Annotated in this window: 21 protein-coding genes; 10 read left to right on the top strand and 11 right to left on the bottom strand. The window is 66.8% G+C overall.

The window, feature by feature from the left end; genetic code table 11:
• Positions 1 to 126: 126 nt before the first annotated feature.
• Together ACTJJM_RS15085 and ACTJJM_RS15080 are read right to left on the bottom strand one after the other, a co-directional pair.
• Positions 127 to 1,494 carry an amino acid permease gene (locus tag ACTJJM_RS15085; protein ID WP_134734760.1) on the bottom strand — a complete coding sequence of 456 codons (1,368 nt, stop codon included), beginning with the start codon at positions 1,492 to 1,494 and terminating at the stop codon, positions 127 to 129.
• Positions 1,495 to 1,576: 82 nt separating this feature from the next.
• Positions 1,577 to 2,299 (bottom strand): AraC family transcriptional regulator, encoded by a 723-nt coding sequence (locus tag ACTJJM_RS15080; protein ID WP_043399063.1) that lies wholly within the window; start codon positions 2,297 to 2,299, stop codon positions 1,577 to 1,579.
• 114 nt (positions 2,300 to 2,413) lie between these two features.
• Between ACTJJM_RS15080 and ACTJJM_RS15075 the strand changes: the two genes are divergently transcribed.
• Both ACTJJM_RS15075 and ACTJJM_RS15070 read left to right on the top strand, forming a co-directional pair.
• Positions 2,414 to 4,504, top strand: a complete 2,091-nt coding sequence (locus tag ACTJJM_RS15075) for a catalase (protein ID WP_235650844.1) — start codon at positions 2,414 to 2,416, stop codon at positions 4,502 to 4,504.
• Between the two features lie 22 nt (positions 4,505 to 4,526).
• The gene (locus tag ACTJJM_RS15070; protein ID WP_049410378.1) at positions 4,527 to 5,003 is read left to right on the top strand and encodes a hypothetical protein; all 477 of its coding nucleotides are present in this window, start codon (positions 4,527 to 4,529) and stop codon (positions 5,001 to 5,003) included.
• 9 nt (positions 5,004 to 5,012) lie between these two features.
• Here ACTJJM_RS15070 and ACTJJM_RS15065 read toward each other — a convergent pair whose 3' ends face one another.
• A complete protein-coding gene (locus ACTJJM_RS15065; RefSeq protein WP_049410380.1) occupies positions 5,013 to 5,753 on the bottom strand; it encodes a serine aminopeptidase domain-containing protein in 741 nt (246 codons plus the stop codon).
• A 167-nt stretch (positions 5,754 to 5,920) separates the two neighbouring features.
• Between ACTJJM_RS15065 and ACTJJM_RS15060 the strand changes: the two genes are divergently transcribed.
• Both ACTJJM_RS15060 and ACTJJM_RS15055 read left to right on the top strand, forming a co-directional pair.
• Entirely contained in the window at positions 5,921 to 6,433 is a 513-nt protein-coding gene (locus tag ACTJJM_RS15060) for a hypothetical protein (RefSeq protein WP_235650843.1), read from the top strand.
• 14 nt (positions 6,434 to 6,447) lie between these two features.
• A complete protein-coding gene (locus ACTJJM_RS15055) occupies positions 6,448 to 6,738 on the top strand; it encodes a hypothetical protein (protein WP_032954416.1) in 291 nt (96 codons plus the stop codon).
• A gap of 88 nt (positions 6,739 to 6,826) precedes the next feature.
• Here the strand turns inward: ACTJJM_RS15055 and ACTJJM_RS15050 are convergent, their stop codons facing one another.
• A complete protein-coding gene (locus ACTJJM_RS15050; RefSeq protein WP_071306235.1) occupies positions 6,827 to 8,953 on the bottom strand; it encodes a methyl-accepting chemotaxis protein in 2,127 nt (708 codons plus the stop codon).
• Positions 8,954 to 9,188: 235 nt separating this feature from the next.
• Here ACTJJM_RS15050 and ACTJJM_RS15045 point away from each other — a divergent pair, with 235 nt between their 5' ends.
• Together ACTJJM_RS15045 and ACTJJM_RS15040 are read left to right on the top strand one after the other, a co-directional pair.
• Positions 9,189 to 10,148, top strand: coding sequence for a L,D-transpeptidase family protein (locus tag ACTJJM_RS15045; protein WP_440865793.1), 960 nt, complete (start codon positions 9,189 to 9,191; stop codon positions 10,146 to 10,148).
• A gap of 4 nt (positions 10,149 to 10,152) precedes the next feature.
• Positions 10,153 to 10,803: a M23 family metallopeptidase gene (locus ACTJJM_RS15040; protein WP_235650841.1), complete on the top strand. Its 651-nt coding sequence runs from the start codon at positions 10,153 to 10,155 to the stop codon at positions 10,801 to 10,803.
• On the opposite strand, the gene ACTJJM_RS15035 is transcribed toward ACTJJM_RS15040, so the two are convergent.
• The 5 genes from ACTJJM_RS15035 to hflK form a co-directional block, all read right to left on the bottom strand.
• Positions 10,739 to 11,401: a hypothetical protein gene (locus ACTJJM_RS15035; protein WP_235650840.1), complete on the bottom strand. Its 663-nt coding sequence runs from the start codon at positions 11,399 to 11,401 to the stop codon at positions 10,739 to 10,741. The genes ACTJJM_RS15040 and ACTJJM_RS15035 overlap by 65 nt on opposite strands.
• A gap of 127 nt (positions 11,402 to 11,528) precedes the next feature.
• Positions 11,529 to 12,821 carry an adenylosuccinate synthase gene (locus ACTJJM_RS15030; RefSeq protein WP_010482787.1) on the bottom strand — a complete coding sequence of 431 codons (1,293 nt, stop codon included), beginning with the start codon at positions 12,819 to 12,821 and terminating at the stop codon, positions 11,529 to 11,531.
• Positions 12,822 to 13,138: 317 nt separating this feature from the next.
• Positions 13,139 to 13,324, bottom strand: a complete 186-nt coding sequence (locus ACTJJM_RS15025) for a DUF2065 domain-containing protein (protein ID WP_005414170.1) — start codon at positions 13,322 to 13,324, stop codon at positions 13,139 to 13,141.
• A 68-nt stretch (positions 13,325 to 13,392) separates the two neighbouring features.
• Positions 13,393 to 14,256 (bottom strand): protease modulator HflC, encoded by an 864-nt coding sequence (hflC, locus tag ACTJJM_RS15020; protein ID WP_010482785.1) that lies wholly within the window; start codon positions 14,254 to 14,256, stop codon positions 13,393 to 13,395.
• Positions 14,253 to 15,386, bottom strand: coding sequence for an FtsH protease activity modulator HflK (gene hflK, locus ACTJJM_RS15015; RefSeq protein ID WP_049481886.1), 1,134 nt, complete (start codon positions 15,384 to 15,386; stop codon positions 14,253 to 14,255). The genes hflC and hflK overlap by 4 nt, the downstream gene beginning before the upstream one ends.
• 153 nt (positions 15,387 to 15,539) lie before the next feature.
• On the opposite strand from hflK, the gene ACTJJM_RS15010 reads away from it, so the two are divergent.
• Both ACTJJM_RS15010 and pilH read left to right on the top strand, forming a co-directional pair.
• Positions 15,540 to 16,535 (top strand): YhdH/YhfP family quinone oxidoreductase, encoded by a 996-nt coding sequence (locus ACTJJM_RS15010; RefSeq protein ID WP_440865792.1) that lies wholly within the window; start codon positions 15,540 to 15,542, stop codon positions 16,533 to 16,535.
• A gap of 88 nt (positions 16,536 to 16,623) precedes the next feature.
• A complete protein-coding gene (gene pilH, locus ACTJJM_RS15005; RefSeq protein WP_005410644.1) occupies positions 16,624 to 16,995 on the top strand; it encodes a twitching motility response regulator PilH in 372 nt (123 codons plus the stop codon).
• Positions 16,996 to 17,083: 88 nt separating this feature from the next.
• Here the strand turns inward: pilH and ACTJJM_RS15000 are convergent, their stop codons facing one another.
• On the bottom strand, positions 17,084 to 17,977 hold the full coding sequence (locus tag ACTJJM_RS15000; protein WP_010482782.1) for a DnaJ C-terminal domain-containing protein: 894 nt from the start codon (positions 17,975 to 17,977) through the stop codon (positions 17,084 to 17,086).
• Positions 17,978 to 18,238: 261 nt separating this feature from the next.
• On the opposite strand from ACTJJM_RS15000, the gene ACTJJM_RS14995 reads away from it, so the two are divergent.
• Together ACTJJM_RS14995 and ACTJJM_RS14990 are read left to right on the top strand one after the other, a co-directional pair.
• Complete coding sequence (locus ACTJJM_RS14995; RefSeq protein ID WP_049410392.1) at positions 18,239 to 18,721, top strand: peroxiredoxin; 483 nt, start codon at positions 18,239 to 18,241, stop codon at positions 18,719 to 18,721.
• Positions 18,722 to 18,750: 29 nt separating this feature from the next.
• Complete coding sequence (locus tag ACTJJM_RS14990; protein ID WP_043399090.1) at positions 18,751 to 19,326, top strand: ferritin-like domain-containing protein; 576 nt, start codon at positions 18,751 to 18,753, stop codon at positions 19,324 to 19,326.
• Positions 19,327 to 19,480: 154 nt separating this feature from the next.
• Here ACTJJM_RS14990 and pbpC read toward each other — a convergent pair whose 3' ends face one another.
• Positions 19,481 to 21,862: a penicillin-binding protein 1C gene (pbpC, locus tag ACTJJM_RS14985; protein ID WP_227199746.1), complete on the bottom strand. Its 2,382-nt coding sequence runs from the start codon at positions 21,860 to 21,862 to the stop codon at positions 19,481 to 19,483.
• Positions 21,863 to 21,878 lie beyond the last annotated feature (16 nt).

Here is a 21,878-nt window from a genome sequence, read left to right as displayed (position 1 = left end):
ACGGGCCGCTGGCGGCCCACCTGCGCACAGTGCCACGCGGAGTGTGTGCCTGTTGTAGAGCCGAGCCCATGCTCGGCTGGCGATCGCGCAAACAGCAGCCTCGACCGTAGGGTCGGCTCTACAGAATCACGCCTCGCGCATGCGCCGCGCGATGGCGCTGCCGGCGGCGATCGTGGCGGTCAGCGCAACCATCGACAGGAACTGCAGACGGGTGTGCGCCTCGCTCAGCAGCAGGCCGAAGATCAGCGCCAGGATGCCCAGCGCGCACACGGTCAGCCACGGGAAGCCCGCCATGCGGAACGGCAGCCGGGTACCCAGGCGATCCGCGCGGCGGCGCAACACCAGTTGTGAGACCAGCGACAGCGTCCACACCAGCAGGCAGGTCGAACCGACGATGTTCAGCAGTACCGGCAGCACCCGGTCCGGAAACAGCAGTTCCATCACCGTGGCGGCGAAACCGAACAGGACGCTGGCCAGCACGGCGATGACCGGCACCTGGCGCGGATCGGTCCAGCCCAGCACGGCCGGGGCTTCACGTCGCTGCGCCAGCGAATACATCATGCGCGAGGCGCCGTAGAGGTTGGCATTGAGCGCCGACAGCAGCGCGATCACAGCGATCAGGGTGATGGCGGTGCCGGCACCCGGAATACGGGCAATGTCCAGCACCGCGGCGAAGGGCGACTTCAGCGCCTCGCTGGTCCACGGCACCACGGCGATGATCACGCTCAGCGAGCCGATGTAGAACACCAGGATGCGCCACGCCACGGTGCGGATGGCACGGGCGATGCTGCGCTCCGGATCTTCGGTCTCCGCCGCCGCAACGGCCACGATCTCGGTGCCGCCGAAGGCAAACACCACCACCAGCAACGCCGCGCCGATCCCGGCCAGGCCCTTCGGCGCAAAACCACCATGCTCGGTGAAGTTGCTCAGCCCAGGCGAGGTCACCTGCGGGAGCCAACCCATCAGCAGCGCCACACCGATGGCAATGAACGCCAGGATCGCCGCCACTTTCAGGATGGCGAACCAGAATTCGAACTCGCCGAAGTTCTTCACCCCGAGCAGGTTGATGGCGGTGAAGAACAGCATGAAGGCCAGCGCCGCCATCGGTACAGGTACTGCTGGCCAGACCGTGGCCAGCAGACCGGCCGCGCCTACCGCTTCGGCGGCGATCACGATCACCAGCTGCACCCACCACAACCAGCCGACGGTGGCACCGGCGGTGGCGCCCATGGCATCGGCGGCATAGACCGAGAACGCGCCGCTGGTCGGTTTGGCCGCCGCCATTTCGCCCAGAGCGTTCATCACGATGATCACCAGCGCGCCGGCGACCAGATACGACACCAGGACCGCCGGACCGGCCGCCTGCACACCTACGCCCGAGCCGAGGAACAGGCCGGCGCCGATGGCGCTGCCCAGGCCCATCATGATCAGCTGGCGGGGCTTGAGCGAATGTCCGAGGCGGGACGGCGAAGCGGTCGGAATCGAGTTGGGCATCGGCAGGGCTGGCGGCGGGCTACAGGGGCGACACCTTACCCTGTCCCATGCCTGCGGGGATAGGCACAGCGCAGCAGGCGCCTCAGGCCAGTGCCGGCTCTCCGACACTGCCACCAATACGGGCGCGGTAGGCACGCGGCGAGAAACCGGTTTCAGCCTTGAACTTGCGGGTAAAGGCGCTCTGGTCGCTGAAACCGCAGGCCTGGCCGATGCAGGCAATGCTGTCGTCGCCGTGCAGCAGGTGCATGGCCATCTGGATGCGCAGCCGGGTCAGCACCTGCTGCGGGGTCATCTGGAACACCTTGCGGAAACTGCGCTCCAGCTTGGACAGCGAAAAGCCGGTGATGTCCAGCAGGGTCTGCATGCGCACGTTCTCGGCGTAGTGCGCATTGAGGTGGGCCAGGGCCAGCCGTAGCTGCTCGTACTGGGTACCGAGGCTGTCCTTCTGGCCGAGGTCGCGGGAAATGCCGATCAGGCCCTCGATGGCCCCATCGACCACCAGCGGGCGCTTGCAGGTCAGGCACCAGCCCGGTTCGCGGTTGGCGAACAGGTGCAGCTCCATCAGGTTCTCGATCACCTCGCCGGACAGCACGCGGGCATCCTGATCGACGTAGTCCGCACTGAGCCCGGTCGGGTAGATCTCGGCCGCGGTACGCCCGATCACGTCCTTGCGCGCGCGCAGGCCCAGCCGCCGCAGCATGGTCTGGTTGACGTGGGTGTAACGCCCCTGAAGGTCCTTGATGAAAAACAGCACATCCGGGATGGCGTCGAACAGGGCTTCGATGTCGGCGGGCTCGACTCGCATGGAGCAAGCATACCCGAGCCTGCTTTTGCCTGTACGTTCACCTCTGCCGGACCTCGGTTTAACGCGGCTGGTTCCAGTGTCGTGGTTCCTTCTGATGATCCGGAGCCAACGTCAATGGCCGCCAGCAAGCCGACCGGCAAGCGCGCAACCGCCCCTGCCGGAAACCACCGCCGGGGCGATGGCGATGAACTGCACCAGCAGGCCGGGGGCACCCATCCGGTGATGACCACCGATCAGGGCATCCCGGTGGCGGACAACCAGAACTCCCTGCGGCAGGGGCCCCGAGGGCCCACGCTGCTGGAGGACTTCATCCTGCGCGAGAAGATCACCCACTTCGATCACGAACGCATTCCCGAGCGCATCGTGCACGCACGTGGCAGCGCAGCACACGGCTACTTCGAGCTGACCCGGTCACTGGCCGCCCATACCCGCGCGCGCATCCTGACCGAGGTAGGCGTCAAGACGCCCGTGTTCACCCGTTTCTCGACGGTAGCCGGCGGCGCGGGCTCGGTGGATACCCCCCGCGACGTGCGCGGCTTCGCGGTCAAGTTCTATACCAAGGAGGGCAACTGGGATCTGGTTGGCAACAACATTCCGGTGTTCTTCATCCAGGACGCCATGAAATTCCCGGACCTGGTGCACGCAGTGAAGATGGAACCGGACCGTGCGTTTCCGCAGGCCGCCACGGCCCACGACACCTTCTGGGATTTCATCTCGCTCATGCCCGAGTCGATGCACATGATCATGTGGGCGATGAGCGACCGCGCCATACCGCGTTCGCTGCGGATGATCGAAGGCTTCGGTGTGCACAGCTTCCGCCTGCTGAACGAGGCGGGAGAGTCGACCTTCGTCAAGTTCCACTGGCGGCCGAAGCTTGGCATCCAGTCAACGGTCTGGGACGAAGCACTGAAGCTGCAGTCGGCCGACAACGACTTCCATCGCCGCGACCTGTTCGAGGCCATCCAGCGCGGCGACTTTCCCGAATGGGAACTGGGAGTGCAGCTGTTTACGGAAGAAGAGGCCGACGCATTCCCGTTCGATCATCTGGACCCGACCAAGATCATTCCCGAATCGCTGGTGCCGTTGCAGGTCATCGGGCGCATGGTGCTGGACCGCTGGCCGGACAACTTCTTCGCCGAGACCGAGCAGGTGGCTTTCTGCCCGGCCAACGTGCCACCGGGCATCGACTTCAGCAACGACCCGCTGCTGCAGGGGCGCCTGTTCTCCTATCTGGACACCCAGCTGCTGCGCCTGGGCGGCCCGAACTTCCACCAGATCCCGGTGAATGCGCCCAAGTGCCCGTTTGCCAATCATCAGCGCGACGGCCACATGCAGATGCAGGTGCCCAAGGGCCGGGTGGCCTACGATCCCAGTTCGCTGCAGGAGGACACCCCGCGCGAGACGCCTGCCGGATTCCGCAGCCATGCCAGCGCCGACGATGGTCGCAAGGGTCGCACCCGCGCGGAGAGTTTCGCCGACCACTACAGCCAGGCACGCATGTTCTTCCGTAGCCTTGAGAAGCCGGAACAGGCGCATCTGGCATCGGCACTCGTGTTCGAATTGTCCAAGGTGGAAACGCTGAAGGTGCGGGTGCGTACCGTCAGCCACCTGCGCAACATCGACGAATCACTGGCGCAGCGCGTAGCTGATGGGCTCGCGTTGCCTGCACTGCCCGACCCCGCGCCGACCGCCACGCCGGTGCAGGACATGCCTGCCGCTCCCGAGGTGCGCGTGATCGGGCGCAACAAGCCCACCCTGCAAGGGCGCAGCATCGGCATCCTGTTTGATGAGGGCTCCGACGCGCGCGTGATGGCCAGCCTGAGCAAAGCGGCCCGGAAGGCGGGTGCAGACGTGAAGCTGGTCGCGCCCAAAGTAGGCGGCGCCACGCTGAGCGATGGGGCGATGCAGGCGGCGGATGGGCAACTGGCGGGCACGCCATCGGCTGTGTTCGATGCGGTGGCCGTGGTGCTCAGCCCGGAAGCCGCGAAGGCCTTGTCGAAAGAGAGTGCAGCCGTCGAATTCGTCAGCCAGGCGTGGACGCACCTGAAGGCCATCGCCAGCGACGCAGGCGGCCAGACGCTGCTGAAGGCGGCGCGGGTCGGCAACGATGCCGGCATCGTCGAAGCGGAAGACGCCAAGGCCTTCCTGGCGGCGGCCGCCACCCGTCAGTGGGCTCGCGAGCCCAAGCTGCGCCTGCTGGCCTGACTACGACAACAGGAGAACTGTCATGCCCCGTGGTGACAAATCCGCATATACCGAAAAACAGAAGCGCCAGGCCGAGCACATCGAGGAAAGCGAACGTGATCGCGGCGCGAGTGAAGGCACCGCCGAGCGCATTGCCTGGGCCACCGTGAACAAGCAGGACGGCGGCGGCAAGCGTAGCGGCAGTGCCCGCAAGGGCGCGAAGAAGGCGACCAGCAAGAAGGCTGCCAAGAAGGCGCCTGCCAGGAAGTCGGCCACAAAGAAGGCCACGACCAAGGCGACGGCAGCGAAGAAGGCACCTGCGAAGAAAGCGGTGGCAAAGAAGGCACCGGCTCGTAAGACCGCCACCAAGAAGGCCGCAAAGAAGACAGCGGTCAAGAAGGCCGGTACAGCCGCCTCGCGCAGTGCTGCAGCGAAGAAGGCGGCCAAGACCCGTGCGGCGAAGAAGACCGTGCGCAAGGTGGCGGCCAGGAAAGCGGCACGTACCCGCGCCCGCAGCTGAGCGCATCGTTCAACGCGGCAACGTCCTCATCCACGCGGCCACTTCGGCTGCAGCTGCGTCGGCACGCGCCTGCAGCAGCAGATGTGGCCCCTCCAACGACACATGGCGGGCATCGGGCAACAGGGCCTGCAGCTCGGCCACGCTGGGCGGCCACAGCAGGCGGTCGTGGCACGCGTGCAGGCACAGCGTCGGCACTTGGATTGCTGGCAGCAATGCACGCACGTCGACCCGCAGGGTCGCTGCGGCGCGTTGCCGCAACGTGCTCGTCGGAGTCCTGGCCAACGCATCGCGCAGCATCGATGTGTGCCCGCGGGTGTACCACGGCCCCAGCAACAGGCGCGCCAGCAATGCCACGGGAGGCAGCGGCCAGGCCGGCGACAGCAGGGCTGCGCTGGCTGCCGGCAGTGGCACCGGCCGACGCGCAAACGTCGCTGCAAGCACCAGTCCGCGCAGCCCGGTGGGATGGCGCGTGGCCAGTTCAACAGCCAACGGGCCCGAGAAAGACTCGGCGAGCAGGATGAAGGGACGACTGGGCAGCTGCGACCACAGCCGTTGGGCAAGCGTGGCGTGATCCTGCGGTCCCTGCGCGGGCAGCGTGATCGCCTGCGTTGTCAGACCGTAAGCCTGGAGTGCCGACAGGAACGGGGGCGACAGCCTGCTGGAGCCATCCAGACCGGGCAGCATCAGCACGTGCTGCGGCACGGCCGATGCAGGGAAACAGATCGGCGTTTCCTCGCTCCCGATTCCCATGCCACCTCCTTTGCTGGCAAGCATGACCCACATCGGCAGGCAACGGAACCCCTGCTCCGGCTGTCCTGCTGCTTTGCAGGCCAATGTTGGGCAATACTACCCGCTCTGCCGCGGGACGCGGCTACCCGGGAGAGCCGTTGATGCGATGGACCTGCGCGCTGACCATGATGGCCATGATGCTGTCACTGAACAGCTCCGCCAGTGATGGTTGGATAAATGGGGATGGCAAGGCGTTGACGGAGACCGATGCCATGAAATCCAGCGGCGGCTTCGCGGCATCGCTGCTGGTCACTTCCGATGCCGACTGGCGGACCAAGTGGGAGACCCCGCCGGAGACCACTCCCGGCTTCAACGAGGCCAACGAAGTCCACCTGGGCGGTGAGTTGTTCCTGCTGACATTCCTCTCCAACCCGCAACTGGACGAGAACCGCGTACCCAAGGTGCACTGCGATCTGCGCATGCTGCGCCCGGACGGCAGTACCAGTATCGACGAACGCGATGTTCCCTGTTTCACCGCCGCCCTGACTGGCCCACCAAACCTGCTGTACATGACCAACCTGCACCTGAAGTTCGTCGCCGAGGCCGGTGATCCCAAAGGCACGTGGACTGCGCAGGTGATGGTCCGGGATCTGCTGCGGAAGGTGAGCCTGCCGCTGCAGGCCCGCTTCGACGTCCGTTGAACCGGGGCATGCGGATGAAGATGCGGCGACTCCTGAGCTGGACCGGACTTGCGCTTTGCGTGGTCTACCTGCTGTTGACCGCATGGCTGGTTCACGGCGCGCAGTCGGAGGGGGACCCGAAGGGTACCTATATCCTGATGGCGCTCCCCATCACCCTGCAGTCTGCCGCACTCGATGCCATCGGCGCAGGCGGCCTGCTGCGTGGCAAACCCTGGTCGACCGCATATGCAGTGCTGGTTCCGCCAACACTGCTGTTGCTGTACGCAGCCGGCTGGCTGATCGAACGCTCAGCCCGCGGGCGCTAGCCCGCGGCATCGTTCCGGTGGGTGCATCGACGCCCTGCATGCGGGACATCGCAGGCAGGGCGCCATCCAGTATCCAGTTACAGGTCGCTTACGCCGCCCGCGCCGGCATGACCGGCATGCGCGGCCCCTGCTCCAGCTGGAATACCGCCACTGACGTGGTCAGTGCATGCGCCTGTTCTTCCAGCGCGCGGCTCGCGGCAGTGGCTTCTTCCACCAGCGCGGCGTTCTGCTGGGTCACCTGGTCCATCTGCACCACCACCTGGTTGACCTGCTCGATGCCGGCGGCCTGTTCCTTGCTGGCCGCTGCGATGTCGCTCATCAGCTGGGTGGTGCGCGAGCTGGCCTGGGCCACGCGCGCGATCGCGGCTTCCGATTCAACGGTCACCGCCAGGCCACTCTTCACCTTGGCAGCGGCGTCTTCGATCAGCTCCTTGATCTCCTTGGCGGCGACACCGGCACGCTGCGCGAGCGTGCGCACTTCGCTGGCGACCACGGCAAAACCACGGCCCTGCTCGCCTGCGCGCGCAGCTTCCACTGCAGCATTCAACGCCAGGATGTTGGTCTGGAACGCGATGCCGTCGATCACCGTGGAGATCTCCGAGATGCGAGCCGACGACTGATCGATCTCGCCCATGACCGATGCCATCTGTGCCATCGCCTGCTCGGTCTCGCGCACCGCGGCACCGGCGGCATGCGCTTCGCTGTCGGCCTGACGTGCCAGCTCAGCGTTCTGGCGTACGGTGGAAGTCAGTTCCTCCATCGATGCGGCCGCTTCTTCCAGATTGGCGGCCTGCTGCTCGGTGCGGCGCGACAGGTCGTTGTTGCCGGCGGCCAGTTCCTGCGCCGCGTTGTTGATGCTGTCGGCAGCCACCTGGATGCCCCGCACGATGCCAGTCAGCTGCGCAGTGGTGGTGTTGGCGTCGTCGCGCATGCGGGCGAACACACCGTCGTACTCGCCATCCATGCGTGCGGTCAGGTCGCCGTGCGAGATCGCGCGCAGCACGTCGGAGACATCGGCAATGCTGGACTGCGAACTGGCCATCATGCCGTTGAGGTGCTCGACCATCGCCTTGAACTGGAACTGGAACGCAGTGGCATCGCCACGCATGCTGAAATCACCGGCACGCGCGGCGCGGGCCAGTTCATCGATCTGCGCGTTGATCGCCATCAGGCTCTGCTTCACCGCGGCCAGGGTGCGGGTCAGCGTGCCCTTCTCGCCCGGGTAGTCCGGCAGGTCGCGGCTGAGGTCACCGATGGCGTATCGCTGCATCACTTCAGCCATCAGCAGTTCCACCTGCACGTGCGATTCGACCAGGCTGTTGGTCGCCTGCACCATGCGGCCGAAATCGCCAGGGAACGCACTGGCGTCCATGCGATAGCGGATCGCGCCCGCCTCATGCTGTTCGGCCATCTGCAGCTGCGCGCCGATCGCCGCCTGCACGCTCTGCCGCACGCTGGCCATCGCCTCACCCAGCTGGGTCAGTTCGTCACGGCCGCCAAGACGGAATTCCTGTTCCAGCTGGCCCTTGGACAGGCGTTCGGCCAGGTTCACCGCGCGGGCCAGTGGGCCGGTCAGGCTGCGGCCGATCATCACCGAGGCACCGATGCCGACCAGCAGTGCGACGCCGCCCAGCACCAGCAACTGCAACAGGCTGCGCTCGCCGAGGCGGATCGCCTCGGCGGCCGCATCGCGGCTTTCCTTCTCTTCGAAGTCCACGCCGTCGGACAGCGCCTTGTTCCAGCCATTGGCCGCTTCCTGCACCGGGCCCAGGGTCAGCGCCACGGCGCCCGGGTAGTCGCCCTGCTCCATCAGTTCGCTGGTCTGCTTGTTGAGAGGGCGCGCAATGGCACGCTTGGCCGCGATGGTTTCAGCGATGGCCTTGCCGTCGGCGTCGCTGGGCAGTGCCTGGTAGCTGGTCCAGCTGGCCTCATAGCGCTTGACCAGATCGGCGATGCGCTGCTCGTCGCTGTCGCGCGCTTCGCCCTGGCGGATCAGCATTTCGCGGCGCACCACCATCATCTGGTTGTTGGCATCGAGCATCTGCGACAGCAGGCGCACCTTGGCCACGCTGACGTCGACCACCTGCTGCATCGCGCGCTTCTGCACGACACTGGCGGTGGCGCCGGTGGCCACCACGGCGGCGACCAGCAGCAGCAACAGGCCAAAGCCCAGCCCAAGACGCCAGGCAACCCTGACATTCCTCAAGTAGTTCATCGGTACATCCAAAACGGGGGGATGCGCCCCTATCGGCCGTGCCACCGGCAATCTTGATCGGCAACACGCACGCGCGTCGGCAGCCGTTCACCTTGGTGAGGCCACGCGCCGCGCTTCTGCGGCAAGGTCCAACCGCCGGCCGGGACCGCACTGCTCATGCCAGCATCAGGTTGCTTTCACGGGGGCTGCGCAGCCTCTCCGGGCAGGGTGGAGCTGCCATCTGCCGGAGATCTCCATGCCCGTATGTCGCCCCGCCCTGCTCGCCCTGTCCTTGCTGATGTCCCCCGCCTTCGCGCAGGTGCCGCCGCCGGTCCAGCTGCCGGAGCCCATTGCCGAGAAGACCGGACCCGATACCGCGGCGCGATCGCCACTGCACGCCCAGGTGCTTCTGGATCGCGCCAATTTCTCCCCGGGCGAGATCGACGGTGAGGTCGGCAGCAATCAGCGCCGGGCCGTGGCAGGCTTCCAGGCGGCCCACGGCCTGACAGTGAGCGGAGAGCTGGACGATGCCACCTGGAAAGCACTGCAGGCCGATGCGACCACGCCGCTTGCCAGTTACACGTTGACCGCCGAGGACGTGGCCGGGCCGTTCATCGCCGTTCCGAAGACGCCCGCCGCGCAGGCAAAGCTGAAGGCACTGGGCTACAGCAGCGTCGAGGAATCACTGGGAGAGCGTTTCCATGCGTCGCCGGCATTGCTGAAGGCGCTCAACCCCGGCGTCGATCTGGCCAAGGCCGGCAGCCGCATCCAGGTGCCCAACATCGCACCGGCTGCATTGCCGAAGGCGGCGAAGATCGTGGTCGACAAGTCCGATTCCACCCTGCAGCTGCTGGATACGCAGGGCAAGGTGATCGCGCAGGTGCCGGTCTCTTCCGGCAGCCAGCATGATCCGCTGCCGATCGGTGAATGGAAGATTCTCGGCGTCTATCGCGACCCGCCGTTCCACTACAACCCCAAGCTGTTCTGGGATGCGCGCAAAGGCGAGAAGAAAGCCACGCTGCCGCCAGGCCCGAACAATCCGGTCGGCCGGGTCTGGATCGACCTGTCCAAGCCCCACTATGGCCTCCACGGAACGCCGGTACCAGGCCATGTCGGCAAGACCGAATCGCATGGCTGCGTACGCATGACCAACTGGGATGCGCTGCGCGTGGCCGATGCGGTGGATACCTCCGTCCCCGTGGTGATGCAGGAGTGAGCCGATGCGTTTTTCGCAGCTGATCGTGCTGGGCGTGCTGCTGGGTGTGGGACTGGGCTGGTGGCTGCGCCGCGATGCTGGCGAATTCGTGGCCGCGTCCACTCCTGCAGCGCAGCCCAGCGTGGCCACAACGCCGTCGATGCAAGCTGCCGCGCCGCGCGCGACGGCACCGACTGGCATCGACGCAGCCTCGGGCACCCTGCTGCTGCCGGTGCAGGGGGTACTGCCCTCTCAACTGCGCGACACCTTCACTGATGCACGCAGCGAGGGCCGCGTGCACGATGCGATCGACATCATGGCCGATGCCGGTACGCCGGTGCTGGCGGTGGCCGACGGCACGGTGGAGAAGCTGTTCGACAGCAAGCGCGGTGGGCTGACCATCTACCAGTTCGAGCCCAGCGGACGCTGGTGCTACTACTACGCGCACCTGCAGCGCTATGCCGATGGCCTGAGCGAAAAGCAGGTGATCAAACGCGGGGATGTGATTGGTTATGTGGGCAGCACTGGTAATGCCAGCGCGGAGGCCCCGCACCTGCATTTCGAAGTACACGTACTGGGGCCGGAGAAGCAGTGGTGGAAGGGGGAATCGATCAATCCGTATCCGCTGCTGAAATCGGCTGCTTCGACGCCCGGCGCTGCCAGCGCCGCAAGTTGAACGTGAACACCGCCAACGCACCCCCGGGAATCAGCAGGAACAGTGCCGCCACCTTCCAGAAAAAGAACGGCCACAGCCAGACGTAATCCAGGTCGGTCAGCTTCAGCAGGTCCAGCGGGGGCTGCAGTTCGATCACGGCCGCCCTGCCCGCCAGCGCCGGGTCCACCTCCAGTACGGTTACCCGCAGCCATGAGCGTCCGCGTGGCAATGCATCACCGCGGCCATATCCAAAGTAGGACGCCATGAGCCCGCTGGACTCAACCGATGCCAGCCTGCGGTTGATACCCTGCCCGGCCACTCCCGAACGCTCTCCTGCGCGGAAGTCCCCATGATCGGTGGGAGTGTCGATGCGCAGCAGCACTTCAGGGTCAGCCTCAGTACCGTCTGCGGCATACCGCAGTCGCAGCCGCAGTTGGTCATCAATGAAGCGGTAGACCGTCACCTCGGCCGTCGCGCCGGGGCTGAGCAGCAGCGGCAGGGTCTGGGTACGCGAGGCCAGATGGTTGGCGATGGCGCCGAGCGCCAGAACCGCGCAGGCGATGACCCACAGGCTCCACAACACCCACAGGGTGACCCGCACCACGGTCTCGCCTTTCACGCTGACATCCTGGTCATCGCTTCGCTTCCTCGCCGGCACTGGCAACACAGTAACGAAAAAGCCCCGCGTTCGCGGGGCTTCTTCCTTCTGCGACGCCAGGCATGGCCCAGCGCTACCGGTCACGCACTCAGGCGAACGGATCCTGCAGGACCATGGTGTGGTCGCGGTCCGGGCCGGTGGAGACGATGCTGATCGGGCAACCCGCCAGCTCTTCCAGCGAACGCAGGTAGGCACGTGCGGCCGGCGGCAGGTCGTCCCAGTGGGTGATGCCGTGGGTGTTCTCGCTCCAGCCCGGGAACTCCAGGTACACCGGGGTGCAGTCTTCCCAGCCCTGTGCGTCCAGCGGGGCGTACTCGGTGCGCTTGCCGTTGTATTCGTAGGCGATGCAGACCTTCAGCTTTTCCATGCCATCGAGCACGTCCAGCTTGGTGATGCACAGGCCGCTGATGCCGTTGATGGCCACGGCGCGCTTCAGCGCGACGATGTCCATCCAGCCGCAGCGACGCGGGCGACCGGTCGAGGCACCGTACTCGGCACCGCGGTCACGGATGCCCTGGCCGACTTCGTCGTCCAGTTCGGTCGGGAACGGGCCGCCGCCGACGCGGGTGGCATAGGCCTTGGCGATACCCAGCACGTAGTCGATCGAATCGGCGCCGACGCCAGAACCGGCCAGCGCACCACCGACGGTGGTGTTGGAGCTGGTGACGTACGGGTAGGTGCCGTGGTCGATGTCCAGCAGCGCACCCTGCGCGCCTTCGAACAGCACGCGCTTACCCTGCTTGCGCAGGTCGTGCAGGATCCCGGCCACGTCGGACTTCATCGGCTGCACGTACTCGCCGAAGGCCAGCGCTTCGTCGAAGGTCTTCTGGAAGTCGACCGCATCGGTGTTCAGATACTTGGTCAGCACGAAGTTGTGGTAGTCCAGCGCGGTGCGCAGCAGTTCTTCGAGCTGCTTCGGGTAATGCAGGTCGGCGATGCGGATGCCGCGACGCGCCACCTTGTCTTCGTAGGCCGGGCCGATGCCACGGCCGGTGGTGCCGATCGCCTTGCCACCGGCAGCGCGCTCGCGCGCCTGGTCCAGGGCGATGTGGTACGGCATGATCAGTGGCGCGGCCGGGGAGATCTTCAGGCGCGAACGCACTTCCACGCCGGAGGATTCCAGCTCGGCGATTTCCTTCTGCAGCGCGGCCGGCGAGATCACCACGCCGTTGCCGATCAGGCACAGCGCATCGTCACGCAGGATGCCCGACGGGATCAGGTGCAGGACGGTCTTCTTGCCGTTGATGACCAGGGTGTGGCCGGCATTGTGGCCGCCCTGGAAGCGCACGACGGCGCCGATTTCCTCAGTGAGCAGATCGACGATCTTGCCCTTGCCTTCATCGCCCCACTGGGCACCAAGCACTACGACAGACTGACCCATGACGGGCTCCTCATATGTTGCGGCCATCGGGGCCGCGGACGGGTAAACCGTGGCGGGGCTGGCCAGCACCTGGAGGGCGGCTCCAAACGGGGAGCAGCCGGCGATGGAAGGCCCAGACACGGAAAAAGCCGAGCGGGGAGGCCCGTCCGGCTTTTGTGCATTATCCGGGTTTCCGGGGTCAGGCGCCACCTTTCCGACGGACGGCTTCACCGGCCGGTCAGGCCGGCGTCTCATGTAGAGCCGAGCCCATGCTCGGCTGCCTTCCCGCCGCTGCGCGGCGCCGCCCGAGCATGGGCTCGGACGCTACAGGGCGGGGTTCAGTGCCGCACCCACCACAGCAGGCTCAGCCCGGCCAGCAGCACCAGCCCGCCGAAGCTGCGCAGGGCCGGGCTGGGCAGGTCCAGCAGGCGCTCGGCCATGCGCTTCCAGGCGAACGGGGCGACGAACAGGAACAGGCCTTCCAGCACCGCGACCAGGCAGACGGCGGCGAACAGATCTTTCATGGGGGGACTCCGGAAAAAGCACGGGGCCCGGCGTCTGGCCGGGCCCCGTGGGGTAGTGCCCTGCGACCTCAGCGGTCGTTCTTCAGGTACTGCAGGAACGGGTCGTTCTTGTCCAGCACGATCACGCCGTTGCCGTCGGTCATGGAGCCACGGTAGGCCTCCAGGCTGCGGTAGAACGCGTAGAACGAGGGATCGGCCGAGCCGGCCTTGCCGTAGATACGGGCGGCATCGGCATCGCCTTCACCACGCAGGCGCTGGGCATCACGCTCGGCCTCGGCGATCAGCACGGTGCTGTCACGGTCGGCCTGGGCACGGATGGTCAGCGACTGCTCCTCGCCCTCGGCGCGCAGCTTGGCGGCTTCCTGCTTGCGCTGGGCGCGCATGCGCTCGTACACGTCATTGATCACCTGGCTGTCGGTGGGCAGGTCCACCTGCTTGATGCGCAGGTCGATCATCTGCATGCCGAGGCCGGCCACGGCTTCGTTGATTCCCTTCAGCTGCTCGGCGATCAGCTCGCTGCGGTCGCCGGAGACCAGCTGCTGCAGGGTGCGCGAGTTGATCTGGTTGCGCAGCGAGTCGGTGATGATCGGTGCCAGGCGGGCATTGGCGATCCGCGGATCGCCGCCGGTGGCACGGAAGTAGTCACCCACGTTGGAGATGTAGCCGATGGCGAAGAAGTCGACGCTGACGTCCTTCTGCTCGGCGGTGAAGTAACGCGCCGGCGCAGTGTCGAGCACCTGGAAGCGGCGGTCGAAGACCTTCACCGTTTCCACCACCGGCACCTTGAAGTGCAGGCCCGGCTTGATGTCCGAACGCACCACCTTGCCCAGGTTCAGGACCATGGCGGTCTGGTCCTCACGGACCACGTACACCGAGCCGAGCAGGCCCAGCACCACCGCCACGATCACGGCGATCCAGATAGGACTCTTCATCGGCTGCCCTCCTCACGGCCGCTCGGTCGCCCGGTCGGGCGGCCCACCGGCCGGCCCGGATCACGGGAAGCTTCCGCCGCTGCACCCGACAGCGACGGCATCACCACCTCCGGGTTCGTCACTCCCGGCGGAGCCGGGGTGGTGGGACGGGTATCGCCGGTCATCGGCACGTAGATCAGCTGGCGGCCATCACCACCGATCACCTTGCGGTTCTCGCTCAGCACCTGCTGCACGGTCTCCAGCCACAGGCGCTTGCGGGTCACTTCCGGGGCGTCCTTGTACTGGGCCTGCAACAGGCTGAAGCGCTGCGCGTCACCCTCGGCCTTGGACACCACGGCCTGCTTGTAGCCTTCGGCAGTGGTACGGGCACGCGAGGCCTGGCCTCGGGCTTCCGGCACGACCTTGGCGGCGTAGGCCTGGGCTTCGTTGATCAGGCGTTCCTTGACCTGCTGGGCGCCATTGACCTCGTCGAAGGCCGGCTTGACCTCTTCTGGCGGACGGGCGTCCTGCAGGGTCAGGCCGGTCACGGTCAGGCCGGTCTTGAACGCCTTCAGCAGCGCCTGCAGGCGCTCTTCGGCAGCCACGGCCAGCGGGCCACGGTTGTTCAGCACGGCGTTGAGATCAGCGCGGCCCACTTCTTCGCGCACCGCGCTCTGCGCCGACTGCTCCAGCACCTGGTTGGCATCGACCGTGCCGAACAGGTACTGCTGCGGGTCGTCGATGCGGTACTGGACATTCAGCGAGACGTTGACGATGTTCTCGTCGCGGGTCAGCACCGGCACCTGGATCGAGAAGGTCTTGATCTCGGTGGCATTGACCTTGGTGACCGATTCGATCGGCCACGGCAGCTTGAAGTTCGGGCCGGGCTGCAGGATGCGCGAGAACTGGCCGAAGCGCAGCACCACGCCACGCTGCTGTTCGCCGATCAGCTGGAAGCTGGAGAACAGCACCAGCAACACCACGGCTGCCACCACCCAACGCACGATGCCACCGTCGAACAGGTCCTTCAGCGGCCCGGGCAGTCCGCCCCAGCCACCACCATTGCCACCGCCGCGCGACCCGAAGGGCCCGCGTCGATTGTCCTCGGGGCCTTGTCCGCCCTTGTTGCCGCCGGGTGTATTCCAGGCCATGCACGCTCCATCAAGATTTGGGCTGCGGCGCGGGCCCTTCCCGCACCGCCAGCCGTGAAACCATCACCGATCATACAAGATGGGGCGGATCGGCAGGATCGAAAGGGGGGCAACGGGGTAAGGTGGCGTTTTCCTCGAAGTCAGGCAACGCCGATGGCCCCCACCACCCCGTTCACCGCCTTCCGCATCGAAAACGACGACGCCGGCTACCGCAGCGGCCTTGCCCAGCTCCGGATCGACGACCTCAACCCCGGACAGGTGCTGATCCGCGCCCACTGGTCCTCGGTCAACTACAAGGATGCCCTTGCCGGTACCGGCAAGGGGAAAATCCTGCGCCGCTTCCCGCTCGTGGGCGGCATCGACGTGGCCGGTACCGTGGTCGCCAGCTCCGACCCGGACTGGCGTGAAGGCGATGCGGTGCTGGCCACCGGCTGCGGCCTCAGCGAGACCCGTGATGGCGGCTACAGCCAGTACGTGCGGCTGGAATCGCGCGCGGTGATCGCCCAGCCGGCCGGGCTGACCCCGCGCGAGGCGATGGTGGTGGGCACCGCCGGCTTCACTGCGGCGCTGGCCCTGCTGCGCATGCAGGACAACCGGCAGACCCCGGAACTCGGCCCGCTGGCAGTCACCGGTGCCAGCGGCGGCGTCGGTGCGCTGGCGCTGTCGATCTTCAGCCGTGCCGGCTACAGCGTGCACGCGGTCAGCGGCAAGCAGGACCAGGCCGAATTCCTGCGCAGCATCGGCGCCACCGAGGTACTGCCACGCGACGCGCTGGCCGATACCGGCCCGCTGCAGTCGGCGCGCTTCGGCGGTGGCCTCGACAATGCCGGAGGCGACATGCTGGCCAGCCTGCTGGCGCAGACCGTGCCCTACGGCAGCGTGGTCAGCGCCGGTCTGGCCGCCAGCCCGACGCTGAACATGACCGTGATGCCGTTCATCCTGCGCGGTGTCTCGCTGCTGGGGGTGTCCTCGGCCAATGCGCCGCGCGGGCTGCGCGAAGAGGTGTGGTCGCGACTGGGCAGTGACTGGAAGCCGCAGCACCTGGACCGCATCTGCACTGCCGAAGTCGGCCTGGATGGCCTGCCCGCCGTGTTCCAGCGGATGCTGGCCGGCGGCTCGCTGGGGCGCACGGTGGTGCGGATCGACTGAACGTCGCAGGCAGGCGACGGACGGCAGACGCGCCCCTCCCGCCGGTAATGTGCCCGCACTACACTGCGGGCATTACATGGGGAACAACATGGCACGCATTCTGATCGTCGACGACTCACCGTCGCAGCTGTTGGGGATACAGCGCATCGTCGAGAAGCTCGGGCACCAGATCCTGACCGCCACCGATGGCGCCGCCGGGGTCGAAACCGCCAAGGCCGAGCTGCCCGACCTGGTCCTGATGGACGTGGTGATGCCCAACCTCAATGGCTTCCAGGCCACCCGTACCCTCGCCCGCGACGAGGCGACCCGGCACATTCCGGTGATCCTGGTGACCACCAAGGACCAGGACACCGACCGCATGTGGGGCATGCGCCAGGGCGCCAAGGCCTACATCACCAAGCCGTTCTCGGAAGATGAACTGTCCGAGGTGCTGGAACGGGTGTTCGCCGGGCAGGGCTGAAACATTCCGGTGGGTGCCAACCTTGGTTGGCACGCCTTGAACGGCCGAAAGGCGTGTGGACCGAGGTCCACACCCACCAGAATCGATCTCAGATCGTTTCGCCAAACGCCTTGGCCAGGTTCCGATAGGCCTTCTTCTGCGCCTCGTCGGTCGCAGCCGGGGCCACGATCTCGATTTCGACGATCTGGTCGCCGTCCGGGCTGCCAGGAAGGCCACGGCCACGCAGGCGCAGCTTGCGCCCGGCATCGGAATCGGCCGGAATCTTCAGCTCCACCGCACCGCCCAGGGTCGGCACGCTGATGCTGGTCCCCAACGCGGCCTGCCACGGTGTGACCGGCAGCGTATAGAGGATGTTGCGGCCATCGACCTCGAACTGCGGGTGCGCGGCGTATTCCACTTCCAGCAGCAGGTTGCCGCCATGGTTGCCCTGCCCTGCCAGGCGGATCACCTGGCCCGGGCGGATGCCCTTGGGCACGCGCACGTCCAGCTGCTTGCCGTTGACGGTGATGCGCAGGCTGTCACCGTTGTAGGCCGCCTCCAGCGGTACCGACAGCTTGGCGCGGGTATCGCGATTGGGCGCATGGCCCTGGCTGCTGAAGCCCGGCCCCGGACCAGCGCCGCCACCGCCACGCTGGCGCGCGAACAGGCTTTCGAAGAAGTCGCTGAAGCCGCCGTTGGGGCCGCCGCCGCCGAACACTTCCTCGAAATTGAACCCCCCGGCGCCGCCGTAGTTCGGCGGCACGTTGAACTCCTCGCCCGGGCGATAGCCCTGCGCGCGCAGCTGGTCGTAGGCCGCGCGCTTCTCCGGGTCGCGCAGCGCCTCATAGGCCTCGTTGACCGCCTTGAACTTGTCTTCGGCCCCGGCCTCCTTGCTGACGTCCGGGTGGTACTTGCGTGCCAGCCGGCGGTAGGCGGTCTTGATCTCCGCCTCGCCCGCGCTCGGTTCCACCCCCAGGGTGGCGTAGTAATCCTTGAATTCCATCCAGCTACCTCGATTCGCTTCGGCCGCGCCGGTGGCGCCGCCCCGGGTTCATTCTACGCGTCGGCGATGCTACGCCGGGCCTCGTGCGGCGCCGGTGAGGCCGACTGATCCTGCGCAATGCGGCTGCCATCCCCATGCCCCACGCTGTGGCTGGAAGCCCCTGCCGCAAAGCCCGAAGATGGGGCCTGCACGCAGGTTTTCCAATGTCTTGACGCCCCTGTCCCATCCGGCCCACTAGCCTGCCCCAGCAAGGAGTTCCCCATGACCATCCATGTCGGCGACCGCATTCCGGAAGTGACCCTCAAGCGCATCCGCGAGGGCATCGAAACACTCGATACGCATTCGCTGTTCGATGCGCGCAAGGTGGTGCTGTTCGCCGTGCCCGGCGCGTTCACCCCGACCTGCTCGGCGCGCCACCTGCCCGGCTACGTCGAGAAATTCCAGGACTTCCGCCAGCGCGGCATCGACGTCTACTGCATGGCCGTCAACGACCCGTTCGTGATGAAGGCCTGGGCCGCCGACCAGAGCGTGCCCGACGGCCTGCTGATGCTGTCCGACGGCAACGCCGAACTGACTCGCGCGCTCGGCCTGGAGCTCGATGCCAGCGCCTCGGGCATGGGCATCCGCTCGCGCCGTTTCGCCCTGTACGTGGTCGATGGCGTGGTGCGTGCGGTCTGGGTCGAACAGCCGGGCCAGTTCGAAGTCTCTTCAGCCGAGTACGTGCTGGAGCACCTGCCCACCTGATCTTCCACCGCAAGAGGAAACGGCCAGCCATGTCCAGCAAGCCAGCCAAAGCCACAAAGCCTGCCGCAAAGGTTCCCGGCATCAGCGACCGCAAGACCCTGCGCGAACGCGCCCGGCGCAACATCGAAGATGGTGCGATCACCGACAGCTACAATGCCGACCGCGAGGCAGTGATCAAGCTGCTCAACGACGCGTTGGCCACCGAGTACGTGTGCGTGCTGCGCTACTACCGGCACTTTTTCATGGCCAAGGGCATGCTGGCCGACGCGGTCAAGGCCGAGTTCCTCGAGCATGCGCAGCAGGAACAGGCGCACGCCGGCAAGCTGGCTGAGCGCATCGTCCAGCTTGGCGGCGAGCCCGACCTCAACCCCGATACGCTGACCGCACGCTCGCACGCCGAGTACAAGGAAGGCAGCGACCTGCGCGACATGGTGCGCGAGAACCTGGTGGCCGAACGCATTGCCATCGACAGCTACCGCGAAATGATCAACTTCATCGGCGACCGCGACACCACCACCAAGCGCATCCTCGAAGAGATCCTGGCGCAGGAAGAGGAACACGCCGACGAGTTTGCCGACCTGCTGGACGGGTGGATCGGAGAATAGCGGTTACGCCACGGGCTCGCGGCCATCTACGGTGTTGTAGAGCCGAGCCCATGCTCGGCTTACCGCTGCATGCACGTCGAAGGAGCAGCCGAGCATGGGCTCGGCTCTACAACAGCGTGGCAGTCATACGGGAAGTGCCAACCAAGGTTGGCACCTACCGGAGGACGTTGAACCGTACCTGGGTCCACGCGCCATCTGCCGCCAGCGCGGTCAGGGTGTGTGCTCCCGGATCGGCGAACTCGCGCTGCATCAACTGCGCGCCGTGGGTCTGCGCAATCCAGCGTCCATCCAGCAACCAGTCCACCGCCTGCTCGCTGCCCAGCGCGCGCAGCTGCAGGCGTACGCCATGTTCGGCGTTGGGTGCACGCGCCAGTGCTGCGCCATCATTGAGGCCATCGATGTGCAACGCGACACTGGCCTCACGCCCATCGTCGCGGCAGTCAGGCGATAGCGCTGGCAATTGCGAGGCCTCGCGCGTGGCCTTGGACAACCACGGCGACAACAGCGCCGGCCAGCGAGCGATCTCACGCGCGACTTCCTCATGCGGCAAACGGCAATCAGCGGAGACACGCAGACCGGTCCGCGCATCGGCCAGGTAGCGCTGCCGCCCCGGCTGCCAGCGCCGCGCCTCGCGCTCGGGGAAGGTCGGTGGTGCTGCACCGTCCAGCAGGTAGGCCTGCATCCTGCGCTGGCAGAGCGCAGCTGGCAGTCCCTCGGCACGTTCGCCGGTCGGCCAGCAGATGTCTTCCTGGCTGACACTGGCCGGCATTGGCGCAGCAGCGGAATCGCCACGCTGGCGCGGCAGGCTGTCCACCACTTCGAACATCAGCGGCAGTGCGGTAACCGCACCATACTGGCCCGGCAACGGCGTGCCGTCTGGTCGCCCCACCCACACGCCCACTGTGTAGTGACGGGTACTGCCGATGGCCCACGCATCGCGGTACCCGTAACTGGTGCCGGTCTTCCACGCCACACGCGGGCGGCCACCGACATCGAACGTCCCGACGCCATAGCCCGGCCGCGGATTCGATTCCAGCATCTCGCGGACGATCCAGCTTGCGCCGGGCGAAGCGAGGCGCCGCTCGATCATTGGCTCATCGTCGGTGTAACGCACGCGCCCGGCGATGCCATTGCGGTTGAGCGCGGCGAACGCGCCGACCAGGTCTTCCAACCGCGCGCCGGTGCCGCCCAGGATCAGCGACAGATTAGGCGTGCTGCCCGGCGGGAAACGCAGCTGGATGCCGGAGTGCGACAGGCGAGCGGCGAAACGCGCAGCACCGACCCGTTGCAGCAGATCTACCGAGGGTACGTTGAGCGACAGGCGCAATGCACTGGAAGCGCCGATCGGTCCGTTGAAGGCCATGTCGAAGTTGCCGGGGCGGTAACTGCCGAAACTCTGCGGCGCATCCACCAGCAGGCTTTCCGAATGGATCAGGCCGTCATCCAGTGCCATCGCATACAGGAACGGCTTGAGCGTGGACCCCGGCGAGCGCCAGGCCTGCACCATGTCCACGTGCCCCAGCCGCTGGCGGTCACCGAACGCCAGCGTGCCCACATAGGCACGTGCCTGCAGGGTCTGGTTGTCGACCACCAGCAGGGCGGCCGAGGTGCGTTCGGGCAGCGTCGAGAAGTAGCTGGCCACGCGCTCTTCCAGCGTGCGCTGCAGGCCGATATCAATGCTGCTCTGGATGCGCGCTTTGCCCGGCTGCGCTGAATGCAGCCGCTGCGCCAGCAGTGCCGCATGCAGCGGCGGCCGCAGCGAGCGCGCCACCACGTTCTCGATGCGCGCGTCCTCCACTTCCTCCGGCGTCCACGCACCCAGTTCGGCCATGCGTGACAGCACCTTGTCGCGCGCCTTCTGCGCCGCTTCCGGATGGCGGTCCGGGCGCAGCCGGCTTGGCGCCTGCGGCAGCACCGCCAGCAACGCGGCCTCGGCATGCGACAGCTGCGCCGCCGGCTTGCCCAGGTAGGCCCAGCTGGCCGCTTCCACGCCCTCGATGGTGCCGCCGTACGGCGCGCGCTCCAGGTACAGGGCCAGGATCTGCCGCTTGCTCAGGTGCACTTCCAGCTGCACCGCGCGCAGCATCTGCTTGAGCTTTCCCCAGGGCGTGCGCGTATGCGGGTCGAGGATGCGGGCAACCTGCATGGTCAGGGTCGAGCCACCGGACACGATGCGGCCGCCGCGCAGCAACTGGCCGCTGGCACGCAGGATCGCCAGCGGGTTGATGCCCGGATGGCGCCAGAACCAGCGGTCTTCGTAGGTCAGCAACGCCTGCAGGTACAGCGGCGAGACGCTGTCGATCGAAGCCGGATAGCGCCACACGCCCTCGGCATCGGCAAAGGCACGCAGCGGCGTGCCGTCGGCGGCCACCACCAGGGTGCTGGTATCACGCTGCTTCGGCAGCGGCGGCGGGAAAGCGAAGTCCAGCACCAGCAGCAGCGCCAGCGAGGCGGCCGTGCCCCAGCGCAACCACGGCCACAGCGGCCGCAGCCGGCGGCGCAGGGCCGCCAGCCGGGTCTTCATTGCGTCATTCATTGCGAATTGCCATCAG

Origin of the sequence: Stenotrophomonas sp. 22692 (assembly GCF_052045015.1) — a bacterium.
GTDB lineage: Bacteria > Pseudomonadota > Gammaproteobacteria > Xanthomonadales > Xanthomonadaceae > Stenotrophomonas > Stenotrophomonas geniculata.
This window is presented reverse-complemented; position numbering and strand designations above follow the sequence as displayed.